The sequence below is a fragment of the Sorangiineae bacterium MSr11367 genome (assembly GCA_037157805.1).
GTDB lineage: Bacteria > Myxococcota_A > Polyangia > Polyangiales > Polyangiaceae > Pendulispora > Pendulispora rubella.
This window is the reverse complement of the sequence record CP089983.1, coordinates 6015218-6038420: the sequence shown is the minus strand read 5'-3', so window position 1 is coordinate 6038420 and position 23203 is coordinate 6015218. Positions and strand designations below refer to the sequence as shown.

The 23203-nt window shown below is 65.5% G+C and carries 19 protein-coding genes; 15 read left to right on the top strand and 4 right to left on the bottom strand.

The features are described 5' to 3' along the window. Positions 1 to 19: 19 nt before the first annotated feature. Complete coding sequence (gene smc, locus LVJ94_23025; protein ID WXB10088.1) at positions 20 to 3619, bottom strand: chromosome segregation protein SMC; 3600 nt, start codon at positions 3617 to 3619, stop codon at positions 20 to 22. A gap of 237 nt (positions 3620 to 3856) precedes the next feature. On the opposite strand from smc, the gene LVJ94_23020 reads away from it, so the two are divergent. Together LVJ94_23020 and LVJ94_23015 are read left to right on the top strand one after the other, a co-directional pair. Next, positions 3857 to 4234 (top strand): zinc ribbon domain-containing protein, encoded by a 378-nt coding sequence (locus LVJ94_23020; protein ID WXB10087.1) that lies wholly within the window; start codon positions 3857 to 3859, stop codon positions 4232 to 4234. A gap of 16 nt (positions 4235 to 4250) precedes the next feature. After that, positions 4251 to 5177 carry a GGDEF domain-containing protein gene (locus LVJ94_23015; protein WXB10086.1) on the top strand — a complete coding sequence of 309 codons (927 nt, stop codon included), beginning with the start codon at positions 4251 to 4253 and terminating at the stop codon, positions 5175 to 5177. Here the strand turns inward: LVJ94_23015 and LVJ94_23010 are convergent, their stop codons facing one another. Both LVJ94_23010 and LVJ94_23005 read right to left on the bottom strand, forming a co-directional pair. After that, positions 5178 to 6023 carry a hypothetical protein gene (locus LVJ94_23010; protein ID WXB10085.1) on the bottom strand — a complete coding sequence of 282 codons (846 nt, stop codon included), beginning with the start codon at positions 6021 to 6023 and terminating at the stop codon, positions 5178 to 5180. Beyond that, the gene (locus tag LVJ94_23005; protein WXB10084.1) at positions 6020 to 6628 is read right to left on the bottom strand and encodes a hypothetical protein; all 609 of its coding nucleotides are present in this window, start codon (positions 6626 to 6628) and stop codon (positions 6020 to 6022) included. The genes LVJ94_23010 and LVJ94_23005 overlap by 4 nt, the downstream gene beginning before the upstream one ends. A gap of 23 nt (positions 6629 to 6651) precedes the next feature. On the opposite strand from LVJ94_23005, the gene LVJ94_23000 reads away from it, so the two are divergent. The 11 genes from LVJ94_23000 to LVJ94_22950 all read left to right on the top strand — a co-directional run bounded on the left by LVJ94_23000 (position 6652) and on the right by LVJ94_22950 (position 18971). Further along, the gene (locus LVJ94_23000; protein WXB10083.1) at positions 6652 to 7506 is read left to right on the top strand and encodes a chorismate mutase; all 855 of its coding nucleotides are present in this window, start codon (positions 6652 to 6654) and stop codon (positions 7504 to 7506) included. Between the two features lie 7 nt (positions 7507 to 7513). Further along, on the top strand, positions 7514 to 8485 hold the full coding sequence (locus tag LVJ94_22995) for a hypothetical protein (GenBank protein WXB10082.1): 972 nt from the start codon (positions 7514 to 7516) through the stop codon (positions 8483 to 8485). 43 nt (positions 8486 to 8528) lie between these two features. Next, positions 8529 to 8837: a hypothetical protein gene (locus LVJ94_22990; GenBank protein WXB10081.1), complete on the top strand. Its 309-nt coding sequence runs from the start codon at positions 8529 to 8531 to the stop codon at positions 8835 to 8837. Further along, the gene (aroA, locus tag LVJ94_22985; GenBank protein WXB10080.1) at positions 8830 to 10191 is read left to right on the top strand and encodes a 3-phosphoshikimate 1-carboxyvinyltransferase; all 1362 of its coding nucleotides are present in this window, start codon (positions 8830 to 8832) and stop codon (positions 10189 to 10191) included. Before LVJ94_22990 ends, aroA begins: the two co-directional genes overlap by 8 nt. Positions 10192 to 10217: 26 nt before the next feature. Beyond that, positions 10218 to 10949 (top strand): (d)CMP kinase, encoded by a 732-nt coding sequence (gene cmk / locus LVJ94_22980; GenBank protein WXB10079.1) that lies wholly within the window; start codon positions 10218 to 10220, stop codon positions 10947 to 10949. Further along, positions 10946 to 11908 (top strand): hypothetical protein, encoded by a 963-nt coding sequence (locus LVJ94_22975; protein ID WXB10078.1) that lies wholly within the window; start codon positions 10946 to 10948, stop codon positions 11906 to 11908. The genes cmk and LVJ94_22975 overlap by 4 nt, the downstream gene beginning before the upstream one ends. Positions 11909 to 12054: 146 nt before the next feature. Next, a complete protein-coding gene (locus tag LVJ94_22970) occupies positions 12055 to 13551 on the top strand; it encodes a serine/threonine protein kinase (GenBank protein WXB10077.1) in 1497 nt (498 codons plus the stop codon). Between the two features lie 15 nt (positions 13552 to 13566). Beyond that, positions 13567 to 14592, top strand: coding sequence for a tetratricopeptide repeat protein (locus LVJ94_22965; protein ID WXB10076.1), 1026 nt, complete (start codon positions 13567 to 13569; stop codon positions 14590 to 14592). A gap of 250 nt (positions 14593 to 14842) precedes the next feature. Continuing rightward, positions 14843 to 16648 (top strand): 30S ribosomal protein S1, encoded by a 1806-nt coding sequence (locus LVJ94_22960; protein WXB10075.1) that lies wholly within the window; start codon positions 14843 to 14845, stop codon positions 16646 to 16648. A gap of 120 nt (positions 16649 to 16768) precedes the next feature. Further along, entirely contained in the window at positions 16769 to 18037 is a 1269-nt protein-coding gene (locus LVJ94_22955) for an AI-2E family transporter (protein WXB10074.1), read from the top strand. 4 nt (positions 18038 to 18041) lie between these two features. Next, positions 18042 to 18971: a hypothetical protein gene (locus tag LVJ94_22950; GenBank protein ID WXB10073.1), complete on the top strand. Its 930-nt coding sequence runs from the start codon at positions 18042 to 18044 to the stop codon at positions 18969 to 18971. 226 nt (positions 18972 to 19197) lie between these two features. On the opposite strand, the gene LVJ94_22945 is transcribed toward LVJ94_22950, so the two are convergent. Continuing rightward, positions 19198 to 21180, bottom strand: a complete 1983-nt coding sequence (locus tag LVJ94_22945; GenBank protein ID WXB10072.1) for a flagellar biosynthesis protein FlhA — start codon at positions 21178 to 21180, stop codon at positions 19198 to 19200. Between the two features lie 223 nt (positions 21181 to 21403). Between LVJ94_22945 and LVJ94_22940 the strand changes: the two genes are divergently transcribed. Both LVJ94_22940 and cysD read left to right on the top strand, forming a co-directional pair. Next, positions 21404 to 22180, top strand: a complete 777-nt coding sequence (locus LVJ94_22940; protein ID WXB10071.1) for a Stp1/IreP family PP2C-type Ser/Thr phosphatase — start codon at positions 21404 to 21406, stop codon at positions 22178 to 22180. A gap of 113 nt (positions 22181 to 22293) precedes the next feature. After that, a complete protein-coding gene (gene cysD / locus LVJ94_22935) occupies positions 22294 to 23202 on the top strand; it encodes a sulfate adenylyltransferase subunit CysD (protein WXB10070.1) in 909 nt (302 codons plus the stop codon). Position 23203: the final 1 nt, after the last annotated feature.

Below are 23203 nucleotides of genomic sequence, written 5' to 3'. Positions count from 1 at the left end.
CGCCGGTAATTCCTCGTCGTTAGGCCACGGCCGCGGCCGTGCCGCCGGCTCCCGTCGCCGGGAGGCCAGGACGCTGCTTCTTTTCGGCCGTGTCGTTGATCTTGACGCTCACCAGGCGGGAGACGCCCGACTCCTGCATGGTGACGCCGTACAGCACGTCCACCATCTGCATCGTTCGTTTGATGTGCGTGATCAAAATGAACTGCGACCGATCGGTCATGTTGCGGATCATCTCGTTGTATCTTGCAACATTCGCCTCGTCGAGCGGGGCGTCGACCTCGTCCAGGATGCAGAAGGGCGAAGGCTTGATCTGGAAGATCGCGAAGATGAGCGACACCGCGGTGAGGGCCTTTTCGCCACCGCTCATCAGCTCGATGCTGGAGATCTTCTTTCCCGGCGGCTGCGCGAGGATGTCGATGCCCGTCTCCAACATGTCGTCCGGGTTGGTCAGCCGGAGCGAGGCCCGCCCGCCGCGGAACATCTGCGGGAAGATCGTCTCGAACTTCTCCTTCACCGCTTGGAACGTGTCGGCGAAAAGGCGCTTCGACTCCTTGTTCATCTGCTGGATGGCCTGGTTCAAGTCGGCCAGCGCCTTCTCGAGGTCCAGCTTCTGCGTCGTGTAGTACTCGTAGCGCTTCTCGGCCTCGGAGTGCTCGCGCACGGCGTCGAGGTTCACGCTGCCCATGCGCTCGATGAGCGTCCCCAGCTCGGAGATGCGCTCGTGCGTGTCCTCCTCGGGCGGCGGCCGCATGTGGTAGTCGCCGACGACCCGCGCCAGCTCGAGCCCGCGGAATTTCTCCGCGACGCCCTCGAGCAGGTGGGTCATGGCCAGACGGCGTTCGCGCAGGGCCATTTCGTGCCGCGTGAGCTCCTCGCGGGCCAGCTCCGCGCTCGCCCGAAGCTCCTTCAACACGGACTCGTGCTCGCCGAAGAAGACGCGCAGCGACTCGACCTCGGTGCGGACGCGGGTGAGCCCCTCGGCGGCGACCCGAGCGATTTCGGCGGCCGCGGCGTGCTTCTCGCGGTGGGCCATGAGCAAGGCTGCGGTCTCGCCCATCGACTTGGCGCACTCCAGGATCTCCGCCTGCAGGCGGGTGCGACGCTCCTCGAGCTCCTTCGTGCTTCGCTCGAGGCGGGCCAACGTGCTGCGCGCCGCCGTGAGCTTTTCGCGTGCGCCGGCCAGCTGCACCTTCTTCTCGGTGAGCACCTGGCGCTGCGCATCCACGCGATCGCGCCACGACTCCGCGAGGGCCTCGGCCTCACCGAGCTGCGCGCTGCCGTCCTCGTGAAGTGCGTTCGTCTCCTCGAGGGTGCGCTGCGTTTCGGCGCGCTCGACGTCGGCCTCGGCCAAGGTGGAACCAAGGTCCTCCACTTCGGTCGACAGGGCTTCGAGGCGCTGCACGATGGTGGCGAGTTGGTCCTCGAGCGCGCGCAGGTCCTTCTCGGCGCGGACCAGCGAAAGCTCGTCCTGGTGCGCGCGAAGGCGTGCGCTGTCGAGCGCGCCCTGGGTCTCGCCCAGCTCCGCGCGCAAGGTCTGGTGCTGGGCGAGGCGCTCGGCCACCAGGGCGTCGAGACGCGCGACGTCTTGCGTGAGCTCGCGCGTCTCACGCTTCGTGTCGAGCATGCCCGCGGCGACGTCTTCACCGGTGCCGCCCGCGATGCGCCCATCCTGGAAGAACACGGTCCCCGCGAGGGTCACCACCGCGACGTTGCCGAGCTGCTCGCGCAGGACGCGCGCCTCGCGGATGTCCTTGGCCACCAGCGTGTCGCCGAAGAGCGAGCGCGCCAACGTTTCGTCTTCCGGCGCGTAGCGGAGTCGGTCCACGAGGCGAGGGGCATCGCCCACCGCGATGGTCCCCGCCACGTACTGCGGATTCTGCGGAACGATGACCGCGCGGCCTTTTTTGTCCTGCGCGAGCCCGTCGAGGAGCTCCAAGCCGCGGTCGACGTCGCGCACCACCACGTCGTGCAGGCGGCTTCCGAGCCAGCCGGCGACCGCCAGGGTGAACTCCGCGGGGGCCTCGATACGGTCGGCCACGAGGCCGCACAAGGCCTCGTCCTTCGTGCCGACCAAGGCCTTCACGCCGGCGCCCACGCCTTCGAGCCGCGCCAGCATTTCCTCGAGGGCGTGGAGTCGCGAGCGCTTGCGCGAGAACTCGTTCTTCGCCTCTTCGAGCTCCCGCTCGCTGGTGGCGATCTGCAGCTTCAGCTCTTCGAGCCGCGTCTCGAGCTGCGTCTGCTCTTCGGCGCTCATCTCTTTGCCGGTGCGGTGCTCGGAGATCTCCTGCTCGAGCCGCGACGTGCGGGAGGCTTGTTCGAGGCGCTCGCCTTCGAGGCGCTCGCGCTCCGTCACCACCTTGTCGAGGCGCGTCTGCATCTCGTCCTTGCGACGCTCGATGCCTGCGAGCTTCGCTTGGGCGCTCGCGATGTCCGCCTGCGCCTGCGACACTTGCTGCCGCACCGTCTTCACCGATTGCTCGGCCTCGTTGTGCGCCGCGACCAACTCCGCGAGCTGGTCCTCTTCGCCGCCGACGAGGGACGCATGCGTCTCCTCCACGCCCTCGAGCGAGGCCATTTCCTCCACGACGGTCTCGCGCTCGCTCCGGGCACTTTGCCAGTGCTCCTCGATCTCGCGCTCCTCGGTCGAAGCCTTCTCGTCGCGCTGGCGAAGCCCATCGAGCTTGTCCTGCGCGCGCGTCATCGCGGCTTCTTCCGCGCGCACCTCGTTTTCGGCGCCGAAGTTCGTGTTTTGCGCCTGCTCGAGCTGCTCCTCGGCGGTGTGCATCTGCGTGCGGAAACCCTCGAGCTGCGCTTCGCGCTCGGTCAGGGCCACGCGTGCCTGGTCGCTCTCCGTCGTGAAGCGCTCCACCTCACTGGCCTCGAGCTTCATCCAGCCCGAGAGCTCCAAGTAGCGGTGCGACGCCTCGTACAGCTGCAGATCTTCGAGCTCGCTGCGGTACGAAAGGAAGCGCTCGGCCTTGGCCGCCTGCCGCTTCAACGAACCGAGGTTGCGCTCGATCTCGGCCACGATGTCGCCGACGCGCAGCAAGTTTTGCTGCGTCATCTCCATCTTGCGTTCGGCCTGCTTCTTCTTCGACTTGTACTTCGTGATGCCGGCGGCCTCCTCGATCAGCAGGCGCCGGTCCTCCGGCTTGGCGCTCACGATGAGGCCAACCTTGCCCTGCTCGATGATCGAGTACGCCTTGGCGCCGACGCCGGTGCCGAGGAAGAGATCCGTCACGTCCTTGAGGCGGACCTGCGTCTTATTGATCAAGTAGTCGCTGTCGCCGTTGCGGTTCAGACGGCGCGTGACCGCGATCTCGGGGAAGTCTTGGTACTCGAGCGGAACGTCACCTCGGTCGTTCTCGAAGGTGAGGGTGACCTCGGCGAACTCGTTCGCGCTGCGCGACTCGGAGCCGTTGAAGATCACGTCCTCCATCGCCCGACCGCGGAGGTGCTTCGCCGACTGCTCGCCCATGCACCAACGGATGGCGTCGACGATGTTCGACTTGCCGCATCCATTCGGGCCGACGATGCCCATGACGTCGTGTTCGAAATTGACGACGGTCCGATCGACGAACGACTTGAACCCGATCATTTCGAGCTTTTTGATCTTCATTTCCGCTCCGGCAGCGGGACCCGCCCGCTGTGCTGATCCTCATCGAGTGACCACATGGCAAACGTATGGTCACTTCACATAGGGTCACGCTGGAGGCTACGAAATGATCCCGGGGGCGGCAAGAACAAACTGGCAGCGGTTGGGCTCGGGTGTCTATATGTGAAGGCACTCCGTGCGGTTGGGCCGTGTTCGCTTGACAGAGTGCTCGCGCGTTCATATTTCGCGCCGTAGAAAACCATGCCGACCTACGAGTACGCCTGCTCGAACTGCCAGAATCAGTGGGAAGAGATCCAGAAGATCTCCGAGCCTGCCTCCACCGTTTGCCCGAAGTGCAACCAATCCACCGCCCGGCGCCAGATCAGCGGGGGGAATTTCATTCTCAAAGGGGGAGGCTGGTACGCCGACCTCTATTCCTCGACCAAGAAGACGGAAGGCTCCAAGACCAACGGAACGTCGTCGAATGGCGATGCTTCGAAGAAGGCCGACGCGACACCGGCGGCCTCGTCGTCATCGAATGGTTCGTCCGGGGCAAGCTCACAAAGCAGTTCGAGCGGTTCCGGGTCCGGCTCCGGCTCCTCTTCTGGAGGCTCGTCGAGTCCCAGTAGCGGGAGCTAGTTTCCAAAGAAACCGCATGTCCGAACGGCCTCAAGACTTCGACGAAGAAGACGCGGAGAGCGCAAAAACCCGCGTCACGCATCCCCGGGCGAAGCGCCTGGCGGCTACGGAAGGCGTGGGGCAGGGTGGCTGCTTGGTGGTCATCTACACGGGCGACCCGACCCAGCTCGGCAAGCGCTTCGTGCTGACGAACCCCACGCGCATCGGCCGTGGTGAAGAGAACGAGATCGTGCTCGAGGGCGATAGCGTGTCGCGCCGTCACTGCCTCGTCGAAGAGAAGAGCGGGCGCTGGTGGTGCACCGACCAGCGCTCCACCAACGGCACCTACGTGAACGACGAGCGGGTGCCCAGCGAGCGCCGGCTGGAAAATGGCGACCGGGTGAAGATCGGGTCGACCATCCTCAAGTACTTCTCCGGCGACGACGTCGAGGCGCTGTACCACGAGGAAATCTACCGGATGACCATCATCGATGGTCTGACCGGCGCGTACTTGAAGCGCTACCTGCTCGAGTACCTCGACAAGGAAATCGGGCGCGCACGCCGGCACGAGCGCGATCTCTCGTTGATGATGTTCGACTTGGACTTTTTCAAGCGCATCAACGACGAGCGCGGCCACGTCACCGGCGATCACGTGCTCAAAGAGGTCGCACGCATCGTGCTTGGGCGCATTCGCCCGGGGGACGTGCTGGCCCGCTACGGTGGCGAAGAGTTCGCGGTGGTGCTGCCCGAAACGCCGTTGGACGCGGCGCGCATCCTGGCCGAGGTGCTTCGCGGGAGCATCGAGAAGAACGCGTTCGAGTTCCAAGGCGCGCGCATCCCGGTGACGATCTCGTGCGGCCTGGCGAGCTTCACCAAGGGCGACAAGACCGGGCTCGAGTTGATCCAGCGCGCCGACGAAAAGCTCTACGTGGCCAAGCGCGCGGGCCGCAACCGGGTCGAGTAGCTAGTACGCCGGTGGCGTCAGCGTGCGCTGGGTGAGGCGCAGGACGTGCCGCTGGGCGAGGCCCGCGGTGAGCGTGAGGGTGCATCCCAAGCTGCGGAAGACCTCGACGAGCATGCGCTTCGTCACGTCGTCGACGTGGGCGCCGCCGGCGTAGTTGACCGCGCCATCGAAGGCGAGCCACGCGAAGAGCGATGCTGCGAGAAGACTCCAGGGCCACGCGAGCGTGCCACCGCGCAGGGCGATGGCGGTGGGAAGCACCGGCGCGAGCATGCAGAGCGAGCCGATGTCGCCCAGCTCCGACGCCACATTGGTGAGGGCTTCGATGTAGCCCGCGAAAAAGGCGCGCATGTCATGCACCAGCGGGCCGCCCGCCACGGCGAGCGCAACGATGGCCGTGGCCACGTATGCGCGACGGCGTGTGCGCGTGGCATCGGGAAGATCGGCCTCGCTCCACGCGCGTCCGAATCGAAAAGAGCTCACGATGGCGGAGCCGTTGCCGATCAACGACAGAACGCCGCGGCTGATGTCGATGGCGGTCGCCTGTGGGAAGCCGGGGAAGCGCGTGAGGTCCGAGAGAAAAATGAAGAGGAAGCACACGGCCTGGTAGACCCAGGCGCCGCGCAAGTAGTCGTCGCGGGCGAAGGCGCGTGCGGCGAGGGCGCTGCCGATGCAGGCGAGCGCCTCCACGACGGCGGCCTCGAGGTGGAAGAACAAGGTCAGCGACGACGGCGGCGCGAACTGGGCCGCGAGGATCACGAGCGCCGCGCCCGCGACTGGAAAAAGAGCGAAGGCGGCGAGTTGCCGCATGCTCGCATCGAGCGGAGCCGGCGTGGTGCGCGCCGTCATAGCCACGTCTCGCGGGGTGAACGGCGGCTCGGCCCGAAAATGAGGGTGCGCGCCTCGCCGGTCGAGACGCCAAGCGCGCTGGCCACCCGCTGGAGCACGAGCTGGGAGATGCGCCCGCGCGGCGGATGCGCGATGGCCGCAAGCTCGTTCTTCCAAGCGAGGGCATCCTCGGAAAAGGCAAGCTCGCCGGCTGCGTTGGCGAAGTCCGAGGCCGTGGTCTCGTCGACGTCTTTTCGTCCGCCGAGCCAGCGTTTCGCCGAGAGCGCGCCGCGTGCGAGCCGGTGAAAGGCAACGCAGGCGCTCATCCACGGTTCGACCCCGTCCGCGTGCGCCGCGCGTTCGAGTGCAGCGTGGCGCGACTCGAGGAGCTCCAGCGGAAAATCGTCGAGCTCGCGAAGGGCGCCTGGGAACTCGGTGGCGAGCCGCGCCATCGCCGCCTTCATGGCGCCAGACGACGTCGACGTGCCATCGGCGCGACGCAAGCGGAGCATCTCGGCGTACTTGGCCGTTAGTTCCGTCAGGTCGGTGCGCGAAAGCGTCACGGTGACAGGATACCGCAAGTCGTCCAGGTCGCGTCCACCCGCGTCGCCATGGACAGGCTGCATCTTGTCGCTTAACTTCTCCCGCTGTGAGCGACCGCAAACGCGCGAGCGTGGAGCTTTTGCAGCAAGTCGCCAAACTCGACGCTCAGATTCTCTCCGCAATCGAGCACCGAGCGCGGATTTCCCGGAAACTTCGTGAACTTCGGGCAGATGATGCGCCGCAGCTTCGCAGCGATCCCGGAGCCCTTCACGAGCTCGTGGCACGGGGGCACGGCGACATGCCCGCCGAGAGCCTGGAGGCGATCTTCCGCGAGATCTTCGCGGCATGCCTCGCCCTCGAGCTACCCGTCAAGGTGGTCTACGCGGGGGTGGATGGCGGGGCGGCCCACGAGGCGGCGCGCGCGCGCTTCGGAAAAACAGCGGACCTTACCGCGGTGGAAGGAACGGCCGCGGCCCTCGAGGAGGTGGCCCGGCGCCGTGCGGAGTTTGCCGTCGTCCCCATCGAGACGAAGCGCGAAGGCATCGTCCAACCGACCATCTTGGCGTTGGTGGCCACGGACCTGAAAATCGTGTCGGCCGTGGAATCGCCGATAAGGCCGGGGGAGGGCGATGCAAGCGATCGCGTACGCTACGCCATCGTCGGCACGCGTCCGTCGAGTCGGACGGGGGAGGACGTCACCGCACTCGTCTTCCATGTGGCGGACACTCCCGGGGCGCTGCTCGACGTCTTGCGGCAATTCGCCGAGCGAGGGGTCAACCTGCTGCGCATCCAGTCCCAACCGGCCGAGCCGCTCCAGGTCACATCGTCGGTGAGCGCCTGGACCTACCTCTTTTTCGTCGAGGTGGCCGGCCACACGACGGATCGCCCGCTCGTGACCGCCTTCGAAGAGGTGAAACGGTTGACGAAGTTTTTCAAAGTGCTGGGCTCGTATTCGGTATGAAGGAGCGATGCGCTTCTTCGCCGTAGTCCTTACCGCAGCAACCTTCTTGGCGGCCGGCCTGGTCGCGTGTGGCGGCGAGTCCGAGAACTCGGTGGCGCCGCAGACGCCCGCGGACGTCAAGCCGGAGCAAATCGACGCCGACCCGCTGGCGCTTCTTCCCGGGTCGGCCATCGCGGTCACCAACGTCGACGCACGGGCGTTCTACGCGAGCGCCACGTTGGGACCGCAGCTCGCGCGCATCACCGAGCGCCTTCTGCCCATCGGCGAGGAGGCGGGGTTTCGCCCCTCGCGCGACGTCGACCGCATCGTGCTGGGCAGCTACGCGATGCAGGGCGTCGACGTGGCCGCCGTCGTGACGGGGCGCTTCGACGAGCAAAAGCTCGACGACATGGCCAAAAAGAACACGCCCGCGAAGGGGGGCGGCCAGATCGTCGAATCGACGTACGCAGGTCGCACGCTGTTCACCTTGAACAACATCGGCATGTGCGTGCTCACCTCGCACACCTTGCTGGCCGGGACCGAGACCGGGATCCGCCGCGCGCTCGACCGCATCAAGGAGGGTCGGGTCAAGCGATCCATCCCCGAGTGGATGATCACCACGATCGAGACGCAGGGCGCGGAGGGGGCCGTGGCCGCGGATTTCGCCGCGCAGAACCTGGCGAACCTCAGCGCGGGGCCGCTGCGGCTCGATTGGCTCAAAGGCCTGCAAAAGGTGAGGGTCATCGGCAACTTCAAAGAGCCGGGCATGGAGCTCGCGGGAAGCCTGACGTACGACACCGCGGAGGGCGCCCAAACGGGCAAGCGTGGCATCGAGAGCGCGCACAACCTGGCCACGATGGCCTCGGCCTTCAGCGGGTTGGTGCCGAAAATCCAGGGACTCGACGTCCAGGTGGCGGACACGAGTGTGCAATGGAAGTTCTCGGTCGACGACCAGTCGATGCGCACCCTCCTCAAGGCCGTCGAGCAGTACGCGCTCTAGCCCCAGCTTGCGCGCGGGGCCTTGCGGGCTCACTCTTGAAAACATGGTATTTGGGAAACCTGGGGGCGGCCTTCAGCGGGCGGCGCGGGTGCTTGGCACCGCGGACGGGGTGGCGCACGCAGCGCTGTTTGCTCTTTTTGCGTGGCGCACCGTGGCCGGATCCGGCTTCCGGGTCGTCCAAGGCGTCTTCGCGCTCCTGGCCGGGCTCGGTTTCGCCCTGGGCGTGGTCGGAAGCATGCTGATCCGCTATGGCGGCCGCACCCGGGCCCGGTCCTTGGGTCTTTATTGCATTGCGGCGTCGACGGCTCTCGCCGGCGGCCTGCTCGTGATGGCAAATTGGACGGGTGACTGACCTCGTAATCCATCCCATCGGTGAGGGCGCGCTTTCGGGCAGCGTCCCGGTTCCTTCGGACAAGAGCATCGGCCATCGCGCGCTCTTGTTCTCCGCACTTTGCAACGGCAAGAGCCGCATCTCGGGCTTTTCCTTCTCGGCGGACAACGTCTCCACGGCGGACGCGCTGCGTGCCATGGGCGTCCGCATCGAGACGACCGGCAAGACCGAGCTGACCGTCGAAGGCGTGGGCCTCTACGGCCTGCGCGCACCCGACAAGCCGCTCGACTGCGGAAACTCGGGAACCACGATGCGCCTCATCACGGGCATCCTCGCGGCGCAGTCGTTCCCCTCGACCCTCATCGGCGACCACTCGCTGACCAAGCGGCCCATGATGCGCATCGTCGGCCCGCTGCGATCGCGTGGCGCCCGCATCGACGGCCAGCCGCACCCCAAGCGCGAGGGCGATATTACCGCGCCGCTGCAGATCCACGGCCTCGGGGAAGGGAAGTACCTCGGCCCCATCGAGTACGAGAGCCCTGTCTCGAGCGCGCAGATCAAGAGCGCCATCTTGCTCTCGGGCCTCTTCGCCCATGGCGCGACGCACTTCAAAGAGCCGACCCTGTCGCGCGATCACACCGAGCGCATGCTCTCGGCCCTGGGGGTGCCGCTTCGCACGGTGGGAACGATGGTGGAGCTCGACCCCGGGGGCTGGAACGGCCAGATGCCCGCGCTCGATATGGAAATCGTCGGCGACGCGTCCGCGGCGGCCTTCTTGCTCGTGGCCGCGCAGATCGTTCCCGGTTCGCGCGTGGTGACCCGTTCCGTGGGCACCAATCCGACGCGCACGGGGCTGCTCGAGGTCCTTCGCGACATGGGCGCGGGCCTGTCGATCGAATCGCTGGGCGAGCGCGCGGGCGAGCCGATTGCGGACATCCACTCCTGGACCGAGCCGCTGCGCGCGACCACCATCGGTGGCGAGCGTGTGGCGCGGGCCATCGACGAGATCCCCATCGCGTGCGCGCTGGCCGTACGGGCCTCGGGCACCACGGTGATCCGCGATGCCGAGGAGCTGCGCGTCAAAGAGAGCGACCGCATCGCCACCATGGCCACCGTGCTCCGCTCCTTCGGCGTGACGTGCGAAGAGCTGCCCGACGGCCTTCGCATCGAAGGCAAAGAGGGCCCGCTCGAGGCCGCGGACATCGACAGCCACGGCGACCACCGCATTGCCATGACATCGGCCATCCTGGGTCTCCTCGGGCGCGCGCCCACGCGCGTGCGCGATGCGGGCTGCATCACCACGAGCTTTCCGAAATTCGTCGCCACGTTGCGCGGCCTTGGCGCAACCATTGATGTCGTCGATGAGGCGCCGTAAGGGCGTAGCTGGTAGAGTCACCGTCGATGACCTCAATCACGTCGTCCCGAACTCGGCCCATCGTTGCCATCGATGGGCCTGCGGGGGCGGGGAAAAGCAGCGTGGCGCGCCGGCTGGCCGAAAGGCTCGGCTTCGTGCTCGTCGATACCGGGGCGCTCTACCGCACCGTCGCCCTCGCGGCGCAGCGGGATGGCATCGCCTTCGATGACGCGGAAGGCCTCGAACGCCTGACGCACTCGCTGGTGGCGGCCAACGCCATCGCCTTCGCACCGGCCCAAGGGCGTGAGCCGCGCGTCTCGTTCTCGGGCGAGGACATCTCGGATGCCATCCGCACGCCGGAGATGGGCATGGGCGCGAGCATCGTCTCCGCGCACCCTGGTGTGCGCGCCGCCTTGCTCGACCTGCAGCGAAAGCTCGGCGAGGGCGGCGGCGTCGTGCTCGAGGGGCGCGACATCGGCACCGTCGTGTTCCCGGATGCCGACGTGAAGTTTTTCCTCACGGCGTCGCCCGAAGTGCGGGCCACCCGCCGCTTCGAGGAACTTGTCGCCAAGGGCCAAAGCGTGACCTTCGAGGGCACCCTCGAGGAAGTGAAAAAGCGGGACGCGCAGGACATGAACCGCGCCCACGCCCCCCTGCGCCGAGCCCCCACCGCCATCCTCATCGACTCCTCCGGCAACACCGTCGACGAGACCGTCTCCAAAATGGCGGACATCGTTCTGGCCCACGGCAAGAACGTGAACACGGGCGAAGAAGGATGATGCGCAGCCTCCGGTTCCTCGTGCCGTTGCTCGTGGCGATGCCGCTCGCCTGTGCAGGCCGCGCGGCGCCGGAGTCCCGCGTTTCGGTGGCGGCGGCCGACGATACGGGATGGGTCCGCGACATCGTCGATGGTTCGCGCGATCTCACGGTGAACCTCCACCCGAAAAAGCTTTCGCACGATCCGATTTACGGCCCGCTGGTGCGCAAGGCGAGTCGCCTCGCCGCCGGGGAAAGCCGCTCGTCGTACCTCGGCAGCACGACCCTCGAGGTCCTGGAGCAATCCGACGAGGTCCTGCTCGCCGTGCGCTCCTCGCATCCGCTCGATGCCGTCATCATCGTCTCGGGCGTTCCCTCGGGGGTCGACGTCGAGAAGGTGCGCGACGACGATGGGCGCTCGCCGTGGAAGGAAGCGACGCGCATGCCCAATGGCCTTCTCGCGCTCTCGTCGCGCGAATCGAATCCACCGGGCACGCTCTACGTCGTGGGCGAGCGCACGTGGGTGCTCGGGGTCGGCCCCGCCGCGGAGCGCCTGCACGAGCGCCTCGTCGAACGGGGCGGCCGCACGACGCCCCGCGCCCCGTCGACCCTCGCGCCGAGTGGCAATCAGAAGGACGCGCCGCTCTCCATCAAGCTGCAAGGTGAGCTGCTCGACTCCTTGCGCGGGGTCGCGCGGAGCGGCCTTCGTCCGATTTTCGATCAACTCAGCTACGTGCGCTTGGCGCTCGCCTCGGGAGACCAAGGCAACCTCGAAGCGGTCTTCCTCTATGAACAAGACAAAGCGGCCGAGCGCGCGAAGGGTCGTGCGCAAGAGCTCATCACCGTCGTCCCCGAGAAGATTTCCCCGAACCTCGCCTTCTTGCGCGATGCCACCATCGAGCGCTCGGGACGATCGGTGCAGGTTACAGCTAAGTTGCCACGCCAGTTTTTGCGCGGTTTAGCTGACGCCGAAAAAGAATAAGAAGTAGAAGCGCAGAGCTTCGAATGTGAACGCACACGCGCCGGCGCACGTCTACGTGCGCGCACTCGCGCGAGGGTTCGGCCTCGAAAAGCCTGACTCTCGGAATCCTTATGTTATCTTCTTCCTCCAACACGAGGGGAGAACGCATGACCGTGGCGCCGGAGATCGAGGGGGTACCCGAGCCAGGTGCAGTTCTCCTTAAGAAGTACCGTGTGGAACGCGTGCTGGGGCAGGGTGGGATGGGCGTGGTCATCTCCGCCTGGCATGCGGCATTGGAGCAACGAGTTGCCCTGAAATTTCTCGTGGGCGACGCCATTCGCCAGCGCGAAGCCGTCGAGCGATTTCTTCGCGAGGCACGCGCCGCGGTCAAACTGCACAGCGAACACGTGGCGAAGGTGACCGACGTCGGCATGCTCGAAACGGGCTCGCCGTACATGGTCATGGAGTTCCTCGACGGGCGCGATCTGGGAGACATCCTCGACGACGGGATCTCCGTGCCCGTTTCGACCGCCGTCGATTACGTCATTCAGGCCATCGACGCCATTGCCGAGGCGCACGCGCGCGGCATCGTCCATCGCGATCTCAAGCCGTCGAACCTCTTCGTCACGCGGCGAGACGATGGCAGCAACGTCATCAAGGTGCTCGACTTCGGCATTTCGAAGTCCGATGCGTTCTCCGCCAACATCGACAGGGCCGCGCTCACGCGCACGGCGGCCGTCATGGGCTCGCCGCTCTACATGTCGCCGGAGCAATTCCGCTCCTCGAAGCGCGTCGACTGGCGCACGGACATCTGGGCGCTCGGCGTGATCCTCTACGAGCTCGTCTGCCACGAGGTTCCCTTCATCGGGGAGACCGTGGGCGAGGTGTTCGAGATCGTCCTGCAGAACGAGCCCACCCGCGTTCGCGATCTCCGCCCCGACGCACCGGAGGGCCTGGAGGAGGTGATCCTCCGCTGCTTGCGCAAAAAGCCGGAAGACCGCTATGCCGACGTCTCCGAGCTCGCCCAAGCGCTCGCGCCGTTTGGTTCCGGCGAATGGGATCGCTGCGTCCACCGCGCGCGCAGGCTCCTCGCCGGCAAGTCGCTCTCGCGGCTGATGACCGAGGGCCCGCCCTCGAGCCACAACGCGATGGTCGTGGGGAGCGTCGTGACGGGCCCGGCGCCCAAGGTCGCCTTGTCCATTCCGGCGGCCGTGCGCCACACCAGCGGAGGGTGGGGGACCAGTGCCTCGCACGTCACGCCGCGCCGCCCGCGCTGGCAGCTCGTTACGGGCCTGGGCGCCGCGGCCTTGCTCTTTCTCGGCGGCATCGCCATCGTCAAAATCGTCGACCGGAGCGGTCCCGAGCACCCCGCCGCCTCCGCCGTCGACCCCCTCGCCACCGAGCCCCCGCCCAAGGTGCTGGCCGCAGCCGCGCCCGCTCCCCAAGCGATTTCGGCGGCCGTGCAAGTCGACGCCGGTGTTCTGGCTCCCTCCCCCTCGGAGGTCCGCGGCTCGCCGCGGCCGACTTTCAACGCAGAGGGAGGGCCGGGGTGGGGGAGCCGCCCGCGCAAATCACCAGCCAAAGCCGTACCCAAGCCGGCAAACACGGCCGCAGATGTCGCCGCCGCCAAATCGGTGGACGGAGTCCTGGACGAACGTCATTAAAAGCGTGGGGGTCGTATGGTCGTAACGTCTCGAGTCGTTGCCTGCATCAGCGCTGCATGGTTCTTCTTCTCGGCCGACGCGCTGGCGCAACAACCGACCCCGACTCCGCCGGCGCGCGAACAGAAAGCCGGCTCGGACCTGGCCGTCGCCGAATCGCTCTTTCGCGAAGGCAAAGCCGCCATGCGCGAGAAGCGCTACGACGAGGCGTGCTCCAAATTCGCCGAGAGCATGCGCCTCGACCCGCAAATGGGCACCCTCCTGAACCTCGCCGCGTGCCACGAGATGAACGGAAAGACCGCCAGCGCGTGGGGCGAATTCAACGAGGTCATGGCCCAAGCCGCCCGCTCGGGGCAGAGCAGCCGCGTCGAATTCGCCAAGCAACACGCGGCCGCCGTCGAGGCGAAGCTCTCGCGCGTCAAGTTCGTCTCCGCACCACCCACGTCGGCCGGCGCCACCATCAAGATCGACGGCAAGGCCGTCGGCGCGGGCGCCCTCGGCACCTCCATCCCGATGGACCCCGGATCGCACCGCATCGAGGTCAGCGCCTCCGGCAAGAAATCGCGTGACGTCACCTTCGACGTCCCCCAAGGCCCCAGCACCACGGAGATCCAAGTCCCCGCCCTGGACGACGCCTCCGTCGCCACGGCCCCCTCCGCCGAGCCCACCACCCCGAAAGAGCCTTCGCGATCGCCCTCCTCCGGCAAACGCACCGCCGGCTTCGTCCTCGGCGGGGTGGGCATTGCAGGCCTCGCCGCCGGCGCCATCTTCGGCGTCGTCTACCTCGGCAAGAAGAGCGACTACAACCAGTGCACCGGCTTCTGCGGCGGCAGCGAGCAGGCGGACCAAGACCAAAAAAGCTCCGCCCAAACCATGGGCTGGATTTCCACCGCCGCTTTTGGCGTGGGTATCGTCGGCCTGGCCGCCGGCACGATCCTGATCCTCACGTCGAAGCCGGCTTCCGCCGAGAAGTCCGCGCAGTTGCGCGTGGTGCCATCGTTGAGCTTGCAGCGCGGTGGCGTTTCCCTCGAGGGCGCCTTCTAGGCTGCCCCGTCCCGCTCCGCCCTGTCCAGACTTGCTGCCTGGTCCAAGCCCCGGTCCGGTACCTGAAAGGTGTCCTTTGACACGGGGAGCTATGCAAGGTAGATACCCCCGCCGGATTGGCGCGCCTTGGTTCCGACGCGTCATCTGATTCACCGGGTCGGCAGCGGAACGGGTCCGCTACCCACCGTATTCCTCAATCCAGTTCATTTTTATCACGCGCAAACGTGAGGCAAGGCAACCCAACCACCACATGACAACAGAACCCCAAGCCCTGTCCTCGGCAGGGAAAAAGACCGAGAGCGTCGCCGGCCCCGCCGCCGACACCTTCGCTGCCCTCTTCGAAGAGAGTCTTCAGACTGGCGAATTCGCCAAAGAGGGAGAAATCGTCCAGGGCACCGTCGTCGCCGTCCAGCGCGACAACGTCGTCATCGACATCGGCGGGAAGAGCGAAGGCATCATTCCCGCGAGCGAGTTCACCGACGCCAGCGGTCAGTTGACCGTCAAGGCGGGCGATCGCGTCGACGTCTACATCGAGAGCCGCGAGAACGACGACGGCTTGGTCACGCTTTCCAAGGAGAAAGCGGACAAGATGAAGGTGTGGGATGAGATCTCGAGCGCCTGCGAGCGCGATGAGCTCATCGAAGGCACCATCAGCCAGCGCGTGAAGGGCGGCCTCTCGGTCACCATTCGCGGCGGCGTGAAGGCGTTCCTTCCGGGCTCGCAAGTCGATCTCCGTCCGATCCGCAACTTGGACAAGTTGATCGGCCAGACCTACCAATTCAAGGTCATCAAGTTCAACAAGAAGCGCGGCAACATCGTGCTCTCGCGCCGCGTGCTCCTCGAGAAGGAGCGCGATCAAATCAAGACGCAGACCTTGCAGACCCTCGAGGAGGGCAAGATCGTGCGCGGCGTCATCAAGAACATCACCGAGTACGGCGCCTTCGTCGATCTCGGTGGCATCGACGGCCTGCTCCACATCACGGATATGTCGTGGGGCCGCGTCAACCACCCGAGCGAAGTGTTCCAGGTGGGCGACGAAGTCACCGTCAAGGTCCTCAAGTACAATGCGGAGACGGAGCGCGTTTCGCTCGGTCTCAAGCAGACGCAGGAAGACCCGTGGAACCACGCCGAAGAGGCGTACCCGCCGGGCAAGCGTGTGCACGGCAAGGTCATGTCGATCACCGATTACGGCGCCTTCGTGGAGCTGGAGCCGGGCGTCGAAGGCCTCATCCACGTCAGCGAGATGAGCTGGACCAAGAAGGTCAAGCACCCGAGCAAGCTCCTCGAAATCGGCCAGGCGCTCGACTGCCAGGTCCTCGAGGTCGACGCGAAGGCCAAGCGCATCTCCCTCGGCCTCAAGCAGCTCGAGCCCGATCCGTGGACTCTCTTCACCGAGAAGTACCACCCCGGCGACAAGATCGGCGGCAAGGTCCGTTCGCTCACCGATTACGGTGTGTTCATCGGAATCGAAGAGGGTGTCGACGGCATGGTCCACAAGAGCGACCTGTCGTGGACGGCCAAGGTCAACAACCCGGCCGACCTCTACCACAAGGGTGACGACGTCGAGGCGATCATCCTCAGCATCAACCACGACGAGAAGAAGGTCTCGCTCGGCATCAAGCAGCTGTTCGATGATCCGTGGCCGACCATCTTCACGGAGTTCCCCCCGGGCCGTCAGGTCGACGCGAAGGTCATCTCGATCGTCGATTACGGTATCTTCGTCCGCGTTCGCGATGGCGTCGAAGGCCATGTCCCGCAGAACGAGGTCGTGGAGCCCAAGGACGAGGCGGGCGAGACCAAGGCCCTCAAGGTTGGCGATGCGGTCCAGGCCGAAATCGCGAACATCGACACGCAGGATCGGCGTCTTTCGCTGAGCATGCGCATCGGCGAGGGCGTGGCGGCGGCGAACAAGTCCAACGAGAAGCGCGCTTCGGTGGCCCCGAAGAAGAGCGGCTCGTCGGAGGAGACCAAGGGCGGCACCATCGGCGAGCTGATCAAGGCGAAGCTCGGTGCGCAGCTCGGTCTCGAGAAGAAAGAAGACAAAGGCGACGAATAGTCGCTAAGAAGCCCTAGAACACGTGCCCGCGACTCCTTCCCATTGCCCGATTTCGAAAGAAGTCGGGCACGCGGACGGGCGCGGGCACGCGCATGTGTACGGGCTACGATGATCTCCAGAGTGTCTAGCTTACGTTGGCAGCGCCCCGTCTTTCTTGCGGTCACGGCGACCATCGTCGTCACCGTGTCCTGGCTTGCACGCGAGGTCATGCTCCCGATCGTCCTCGGGCTGATCATCGCGTACGTCCTCATGCCCCTCGTGGAATGGGTCGAGCGGCAGAAGCTTCCCGGCAGGCGCCACGTCCCGCGCGCCGCCGCCATCGTGCTCGTGTACATCCTGGTACTCGGCGTGATGGGCATCTTTCTGCGCACCGTCGCCCCGCGCATTGGCTACGAGATGGCCAAGTTCGGGCGCGAGGTGCCCGCGCTCACGGCGCGCTTCAAGAATCAATGGGTGCCGGCGCTGCAGAACAAGCTGCACGCGATCACGGGCATCTCCCCGCCGCAGGAAGATGCGACCGAGCAACAAGAGCCGGCCGTCGTCGCGCGGCCGCAGCCCGATGGCAGCTACGCGCTGGACATCCAGGGCGGCATTTCCGTCCGCAACACGCGCGGCGGTTACACGATCCAGGCGCACGAGAAGGTCGTGCCCTTCGATCCGGATTTGTTCCTCGCCGAATCGGTGCAAGGCACCATGACGTACCTCCAGCACAATGCGCTGGAGCTCGCGCGCATCGGCAGCGGCATCATCTTCGGCATCGGGCGGTTCTTTTTCGTCTTCGGCCTCACCATGATGATCGCCGCGTACTTGATGCTCACGCGCGAGCGCATTTTGGCGTTTTTCTCTTCGCTGGTGCGGCCCTCGTCGCGCCCGGGGCTGGAGCGGCTGATCGTGCGCATCGATCAGGGGCTCTCCGGCGTGGTGCGCGGGCAGATCATCATCTGCCTCATCAACGGCGTGCTCAGTGCCATCGGCCTGGCCATCGTCGGACTGAAGTACTGGCCCATTCTGGCCATCGTTGCCACGGTGTTTTCCCTCATTCCGATCTTCGGCTCGATCATCAGCTCGGTGCCCGCCGTGGCGTTGGGGCTGACGCAGTCGTTCGGGACGGGCGTCTTCGTTTTGCTATGGATCATCGGCATCCATCAGCTGGAGGCGAACCTCCTCAACCCGAAGATCATGGGCGATGCGGCGAAGATTCACCCGGTGCTGGTCATCTTTTCGCTCCTCGTCGGGGAGCACTTCTTCCACGTAACCGGCGCGCTTCTCGCGGTGCCGTGCATGTCCATCGCACAGAGCGTATTCATTCATTTCAGACAGATCGTCCAGAAGACCGATCCCGAGCTCTCCCACGAGCCCGTCGCGTCGGTGCGGGATCTGGGAGAGTAGAACCATGGCCGACGAGAAACCCCTGAAGAAAAAGAAGCAAAACGCGGCCGATCTGCAGAAGGCGCTGCGCGCGGCTCAAGGTGGTGGCGCGGGTGGGGCCGGAGGCGAGGGGCAGCCCAAGGTGCCCATCGACTACAAGAAGACCTTCGGGCGCATCGCCATCATCCTCGTGGTCATCTGGGTCATCGCCTTCATCATCCCGTCGTGGATCGCGAAGGCGGTCGCCGGCGCGTTGACCTTGGTGGCCATTGGCTTCGGCATCTGGTTCGTGCGCTTCGTCAAAAAGAACGAGGCCCTGGGCGACCTCCTGCGCGGTGCCGACACCGCCGAGGGGCGCAAGGAAGCGCTGGAGAAGCTCGATAAGGACTTCAAGAAGGGCGACACCCAGGCGGTTCTCGCGCGCGCGCAGCTCGAGATGCAGGAAGACCCGCGCAAGGCGCTCACCACCTTGGAGACGATCAACCTCGACAAGGCGCTGCAGCCCGTCGCCGACCAAGTGCGCTCGCTGCGCGGCATGCTCCATTTGACCTTGGGCGAGCCGAACGAGGCCCGTGCGCTCGTCGACAAGATCGACCTGGGCAAGACGCAGGAGCGCAAGCAGCGCGCAATGTTCGCCACGGTCTCCGCGGAAGCGTGGGCCCGCACCGGGCAGGCGAAGAAGGCGCTGGAGACCCTGGAGCTCTTCAACCCCGACGACGAGGAGCTCGGCGAAATCCGCGTGCAAATGCTCCGCGCCCGCGCCTTCGCCTACGCGCACGCCAACGATATCAAGGGCCTCGCCCGCACCTTGCGCCGCCTCGCCGAAACGAGCCCGCAGCTTTTGGGCATGTTCGTCAGCGCGAAGAAAACCCACCCGCTGCTCGAGCGCGAGGCGAAGAAGATCCTCATGAGCACCGGCGCCGTCCCGCGCAAGATGGTGCGGCAGAAGATGTGAGGGTTTAGGGTTTAGGGTTTAGGGTTTAGGGGAGAAGGAAGACCTCGGCAGAAGATGAGGGTTTAGGGTTTAGGGTTTAGGGGAGAAGGAAGACCTCGGCAGAAGATGTGAGGGGATAGGGCAGAAGGAAGACCTCACTGGCTCCTCTTTCCTGAACCCAAACCTCTTCTTCCCCCCGTCTCTTTTTCCCCCGTCTCTTCTTCCCTAAACCCTAAACCCTCTCTCATCACCCAATGCCGGTCAGCGTGGCGCGTGCGATGGGGCGCAGGGTTACCTCTGGCAGAAGCTCGGCAAAGCTCACCACCGTGAGCTGCGGCACGTCGTGCTCCACGAGTTTGCGCACGAAGCGCCGGATGTCCGGCTGCGTGAGGATGATCCGCGGAGGGGGCGTCCCCGGATTGGTGCGGTCCTCGCTCTCGCCTGCGGATGCGGCTGTCGATGCGGAGGCCGCCGCCTCGGTCAGGGCGCGTTGAATCGCGGTGATGAGATCGCGCGCCTGCGCCGGCGGCAGCGCGAGAAAGGCACCCTCCGGCGTGCGCGAAATCGCTCGGCGCACGGTGTCCTCGATCATCGTGTCGAGCAGGCACACCTCCAGATGCGGCGCGCCCCGCGTGAGCCGGTACGTGATGGCGCGCCTAAGCTGCGTACGCGTGAACTCGGAGAGCTGCAGCGGATCGCTCTGTGTCGTGGCCGCGCTCGATAGGGCCTCCAGAATGGCCCGCAAGTCGCGAATCGAAATCCCTTCTTCGAGGAGCCGGCGCAATACGTCGGCCAGAAGCGGCAGCGATACCGGTTTGGGTACGACGTTACGCACCGTCGCCGGTGCAATCTGCTCCAGCTGGTCCAGCAGACGCTGCGTCTCGGCGAGCCCGAGAAAATCCGCGGCGCGCGCCCGCAAAAGCGTTAGCGCTTCGTCGGCAATGAAGATCGCCGAGGCCCGGTCGTCCAAGTCGGGCGGTACCGAAAGAGCCCGCGCTGGAACCTCGTGAAGCGAAAGAACCACATGCCGCGGCGGCAACGCCGGATCGACGCGAATGCGCGGTGGGGGGAGGGGAACACCCAACTCCGCAAACAGTCTTTCGCGCAATGCGAATACCCGTGTACGCGAATCCGCATCCTCGCGCAGGGCATCCAAGTCGGAGCTGACGTCGACGCTCCACGGAATCACCATCGGCACGAAATGATCCTCTTCGCCGGCTCCGCGCGGCAGCGAGCTTGCAATACCAGGCGACGACACCGTATCGCGCGCTTCGCGCTCCTCGCGGACGAGCCCTGCCTGGCGCGCCCGAGCAACGAAGAACAGCGTCACCGCGATGAGCGCGAACGGAATGGCGGGGAGTCCTGGCGTCAGTGCCATGAGCGCCACGAATCCGCTGGCAACGAAAAGGGCTTTGGGCGATGCAAAAAGTTGTCGCCAGAGCTCCTCGCCGAGCGGCGTATCCGGCTCCTCGCTGGCAACCCGCGTGACCAGCACGCCGGCCCCCGTCGACAGAACGAGCGCCGGGATCTGCGAGACCAGGCCATCGCCGATGGTGAGCAGTCCGTACCTCTTCAAGGCGAGTGTGACCGGCATTCCATGCTGCACGACGCCAATCGCGAGGCCGCCCAGAATGTTCACGGCCGTGATGACCAGCGAAGCGATGACGTCGCCTTTGACGAACTTCATCGCGCCGTCCATTGCCCCGTAAAATTGGCTCTCGCGCGCCAATTCACGGCGCCTGCGGCGGGCCTCGTTCCCGTCGATGGCCGAGCTTCGCAGCTCTGCATCGATGGCCATCTGCTTGCCCGGCATCGCATCCAGAACGAACCGTGCGCCAACTTCCGCGACGCGTTCTGCACCTTTGGCGATGACGACGAATTGAATGATGGTCAGAATGAGAAATACGACCGCGCCGACCACGTAATTGCCGCGGACCACGAAGTAGCCAAAGGCATGGATCACCTCTCCGGCATTGGCCTGAAGCAGGATCAGGCGGGCCGAAGAGACGTTGAGCGCGAGACGAAAAAGAGTCGTGAGCAGAAGAATCGTCGGGAACGTCGCAATGCCCAGCGCATCAGGCACGTATAGAACGACGAGAAGAATCGCCACCGAGAGCGAAAGGTTTGCGGATAGCAGGATGTCGAGAAGCCACGTTGGAAGCGGGACAATCATCATGGCCACCACGGCCACGACCATCAGCGCCAGGATGGCCTCCGCGCGAATGGCCAATGCACCTGCCCGGGTACCGGCCGCCCAAAGGCCCGCCCAGCCTATGCGCCCGTCTACCCCTGAGGGCCGACCCGCCCGCCCAGGCAAACTAGGCCTACGTACGCTACCCAAGCTAGCGGGGGGCGCCTGCCTGCCACGCAACGGTGTGTTTCCAGCCATTAAATGTTGGCTCCCTCCTGTGCAAGCACAAGCCTAAAGAGTTACAGTGCAAAACTGGGCATCCATGAAGGTTTCACGCAAATCCCCGGGGGAGCGATCCAGCTGGGGCATGTCCGACGTGGGCCGCAAGCGGAAGACGAACGAGGACGCGCTGTTCGTCGACGACGAATTGGGCTTGTACATCGTGGCCGATGGCATGGGCGGACACGCCGCGGGGGAAATTGCGAGCCGGGAAGCGACCGCCACCATTTACAGCATGATAAAGCAGGCGGTCCACGAGTTCGGAGAGCTCAAGAGCCCCCTGACCGAGGCTCGCATGCGGGCGGCCTGTCAGCTCATGGAAAGCGCCATCCAGGCGGCGACGTCCATCATTTACTCGATGGCCGAGCTCGATCGGCAAAAGGCGGGCATGGGCACGACCATCAGCGCCCTGCTGCTTTCCGGCGAGTACGGGATCATTGGCCACGTGGGGGATAGTCGCATCTACCACGTCAACGGGGAGAAATTCGAGCAGCTCACCGAGGACCACTCCCTCATCGCGTGGCAGCTCAAACAGGGCCTCATCAGCGAAGAGGAGGCCATGGTCTCGCCCTACCGCAACGTCATCACGCGGGCGGTGGGCAACCGTGACCACGTCGAGGTCGACACGGTCGTCTTCCCGGTCGAGAGGCACTCGCGCTTTCTCCTGTGCAGCGACGGGCTTCATGGGTACCTGCGTTCAGGCGACATCGTTCCCACGGTGGGCATCGGCGGCGAAAGCGCCGTCCGTCAGTTCGTGGACCTGGCCAACCAGCGTGGTGGCAAAGACAACATCACGGTCATCCTGGTCGAGCTGAACTAGTCGCCCGCCAGGAGATTTGGAACCGCCAAGAGCGCCAAGGATCGGGGTTCCTAACGCGATGGGCTACCGGCTGGGGCTTCGGTATGCTAGACGGCAGGTTCGGTATTTTGGACATGAACCCTGGCCGTCTTTCGCATCTGGAGCAACTCGAGGCTGAGAGCATTCACATCCTTCGGGAGGTCGTCGCCGAATTCGATCGACCGGTGATGCTCTATTCCATTGGCAAGGACTCGTCGGTTCTGGTCCGTCTCGCGCAAAAAGCGTTTGCGCCCGCACCGCTCCCGTTTCCGCTGCTGCACATCGACACCACGTGGAAATTCCGCGCGATGATCGAGTTTCGCGACCGCTTCGCGCGGGAAAACGGGCTCGACTTGCGGATTCACACGAACCGCCGTGCCCTCGCCGAAGGGGCCAGTCCCTTTGCGTGGGGCAGCAACAAATACACGCAGGTGATGAAGACCCACGCCTTGCTCGACGCGTTGCGCGAAGGCGGATACGACGCGGCCTTCGGCGGCGCCCGCCGGGACGAAGAGCGCTCGCGGGCCAAGGAGCGCGTTCTCTCGTTCCGCGATGCGTACGGCCAGTGGGACCCGAAGAACCAGCGCCCCGAGCTGTGGAACCTTTACAACGGCAAGATTCGCAAAGGCGAAAGCATCCGCGCCTTCCCCATGTCCAATTGGACCGAGCTCGATGTGTGGCAATACATCTGGCAAGAGGATATCCCCATCGTGCCGCTGTATTTCGCAGCCCCACGGCGCGTGGTGGAACGCGAGGGCACGTTGCTCATGGTCGACGACGAGCGCTTCCCGCTGCTGCCGGGCGAGGAGCCCCGCACGGAAGTCGTTCGCTTCCGTACCCTGGGCTGTTACCCGCTGACGGGCGCGGTGCGTAGCAACGCGGTGACGTTGCCGGACATTTTGCGCGAGATGGTGGAGGCCACGACGTCCGAGCGCCAGGGGCGCCTCATCGACCACGACGAGGCGGCGTCGATGGAAGCCAAAAAGCGCGAAGGGTATTTCTGAT

What these genes read in the sequence shown, in the direction of transcription:
- LVJ94_23015 (WXB10086.1), top strand. Translation starts at nt 4,251, where the DNA reads ATGTCCGAACGGCCTCAAGACTTCGACGAAGAAGACGCGGAGAGCGCA.
- LVJ94_23020 (WXB10087.1), top strand. Translation starts at nt 3,857, where the DNA reads ATGCCGACCTACGAGTACGCCTGCTCGAACTGCCAGAATCAGTGGGAA.
- cmk (WXB10079.1), top strand. Translation starts at nt 10,218, where the DNA reads ATGACCTCAATCACGTCGTCCCGAACTCGGCCCATCGTTGCCATCGAT.
- LVJ94_22990 (WXB10081.1), top strand. Translation starts at nt 8,529, where the DNA reads ATGGTATTTGGGAAACCTGGGGGCGGCCTTCAGCGGGCGGCGCGGGTG.
- LVJ94_22965 (WXB10076.1), top strand. Translation starts at nt 13,567, where the DNA reads ATGGTCGTAACGTCTCGAGTCGTTGCCTGCATCAGCGCTGCATGGTTC.
- LVJ94_23005 (WXB10084.1), bottom strand. Translation starts at nt 6,628, where the DNA reads ATGCAGCCTGTCCATGGCGACGCGGGTGGACGCGACCTGGACGACTTG.
- LVJ94_22950 (WXB10073.1), top strand. Translation starts at nt 18,042, where the DNA reads ATGGCCGACGAGAAACCCCTGAAGAAAAAGAAGCAAAACGCGGCCGAT.
- LVJ94_22995 (WXB10082.1), top strand. Translation starts at nt 7,514, where the DNA reads ATGCGCTTCTTCGCCGTAGTCCTTACCGCAGCAACCTTCTTGGCGGCC.
- smc (WXB10088.1), bottom strand. Translation starts at nt 3,619, where the DNA reads ATGAAGATCAAAAAGCTCGAAATGATCGGGTTCAAGTCGTTCGTCGAT.
- LVJ94_22975 (WXB10078.1), top strand. Translation starts at nt 10,946, where the DNA reads ATGATGCGCAGCCTCCGGTTCCTCGTGCCGTTGCTCGTGGCGATGCCG.
- LVJ94_22940 (WXB10071.1), top strand. Translation starts at nt 21,404, where the DNA reads ATGAAGGTTTCACGCAAATCCCCGGGGGAGCGATCCAGCTGGGGCATG.
- cysD (WXB10070.1), top strand. Translation starts at nt 22,294, where the DNA reads ATGAACCCTGGCCGTCTTTCGCATCTGGAGCAACTCGAGGCTGAGAGC.
- LVJ94_22970 (WXB10077.1), top strand. Translation starts at nt 12,055, where the DNA reads ATGACCGTGGCGCCGGAGATCGAGGGGGTACCCGAGCCAGGTGCAGTT.
- LVJ94_23010 (WXB10085.1), bottom strand. Translation starts at nt 6,023, where the DNA reads ATGACGGCGCGCACCACGCCGGCTCCGCTCGATGCGAGCATGCGGCAA.
- LVJ94_22960 (WXB10075.1), top strand. Translation starts at nt 14,843, where the DNA reads ATGACAACAGAACCCCAAGCCCTGTCCTCGGCAGGGAAAAAGACCGAG.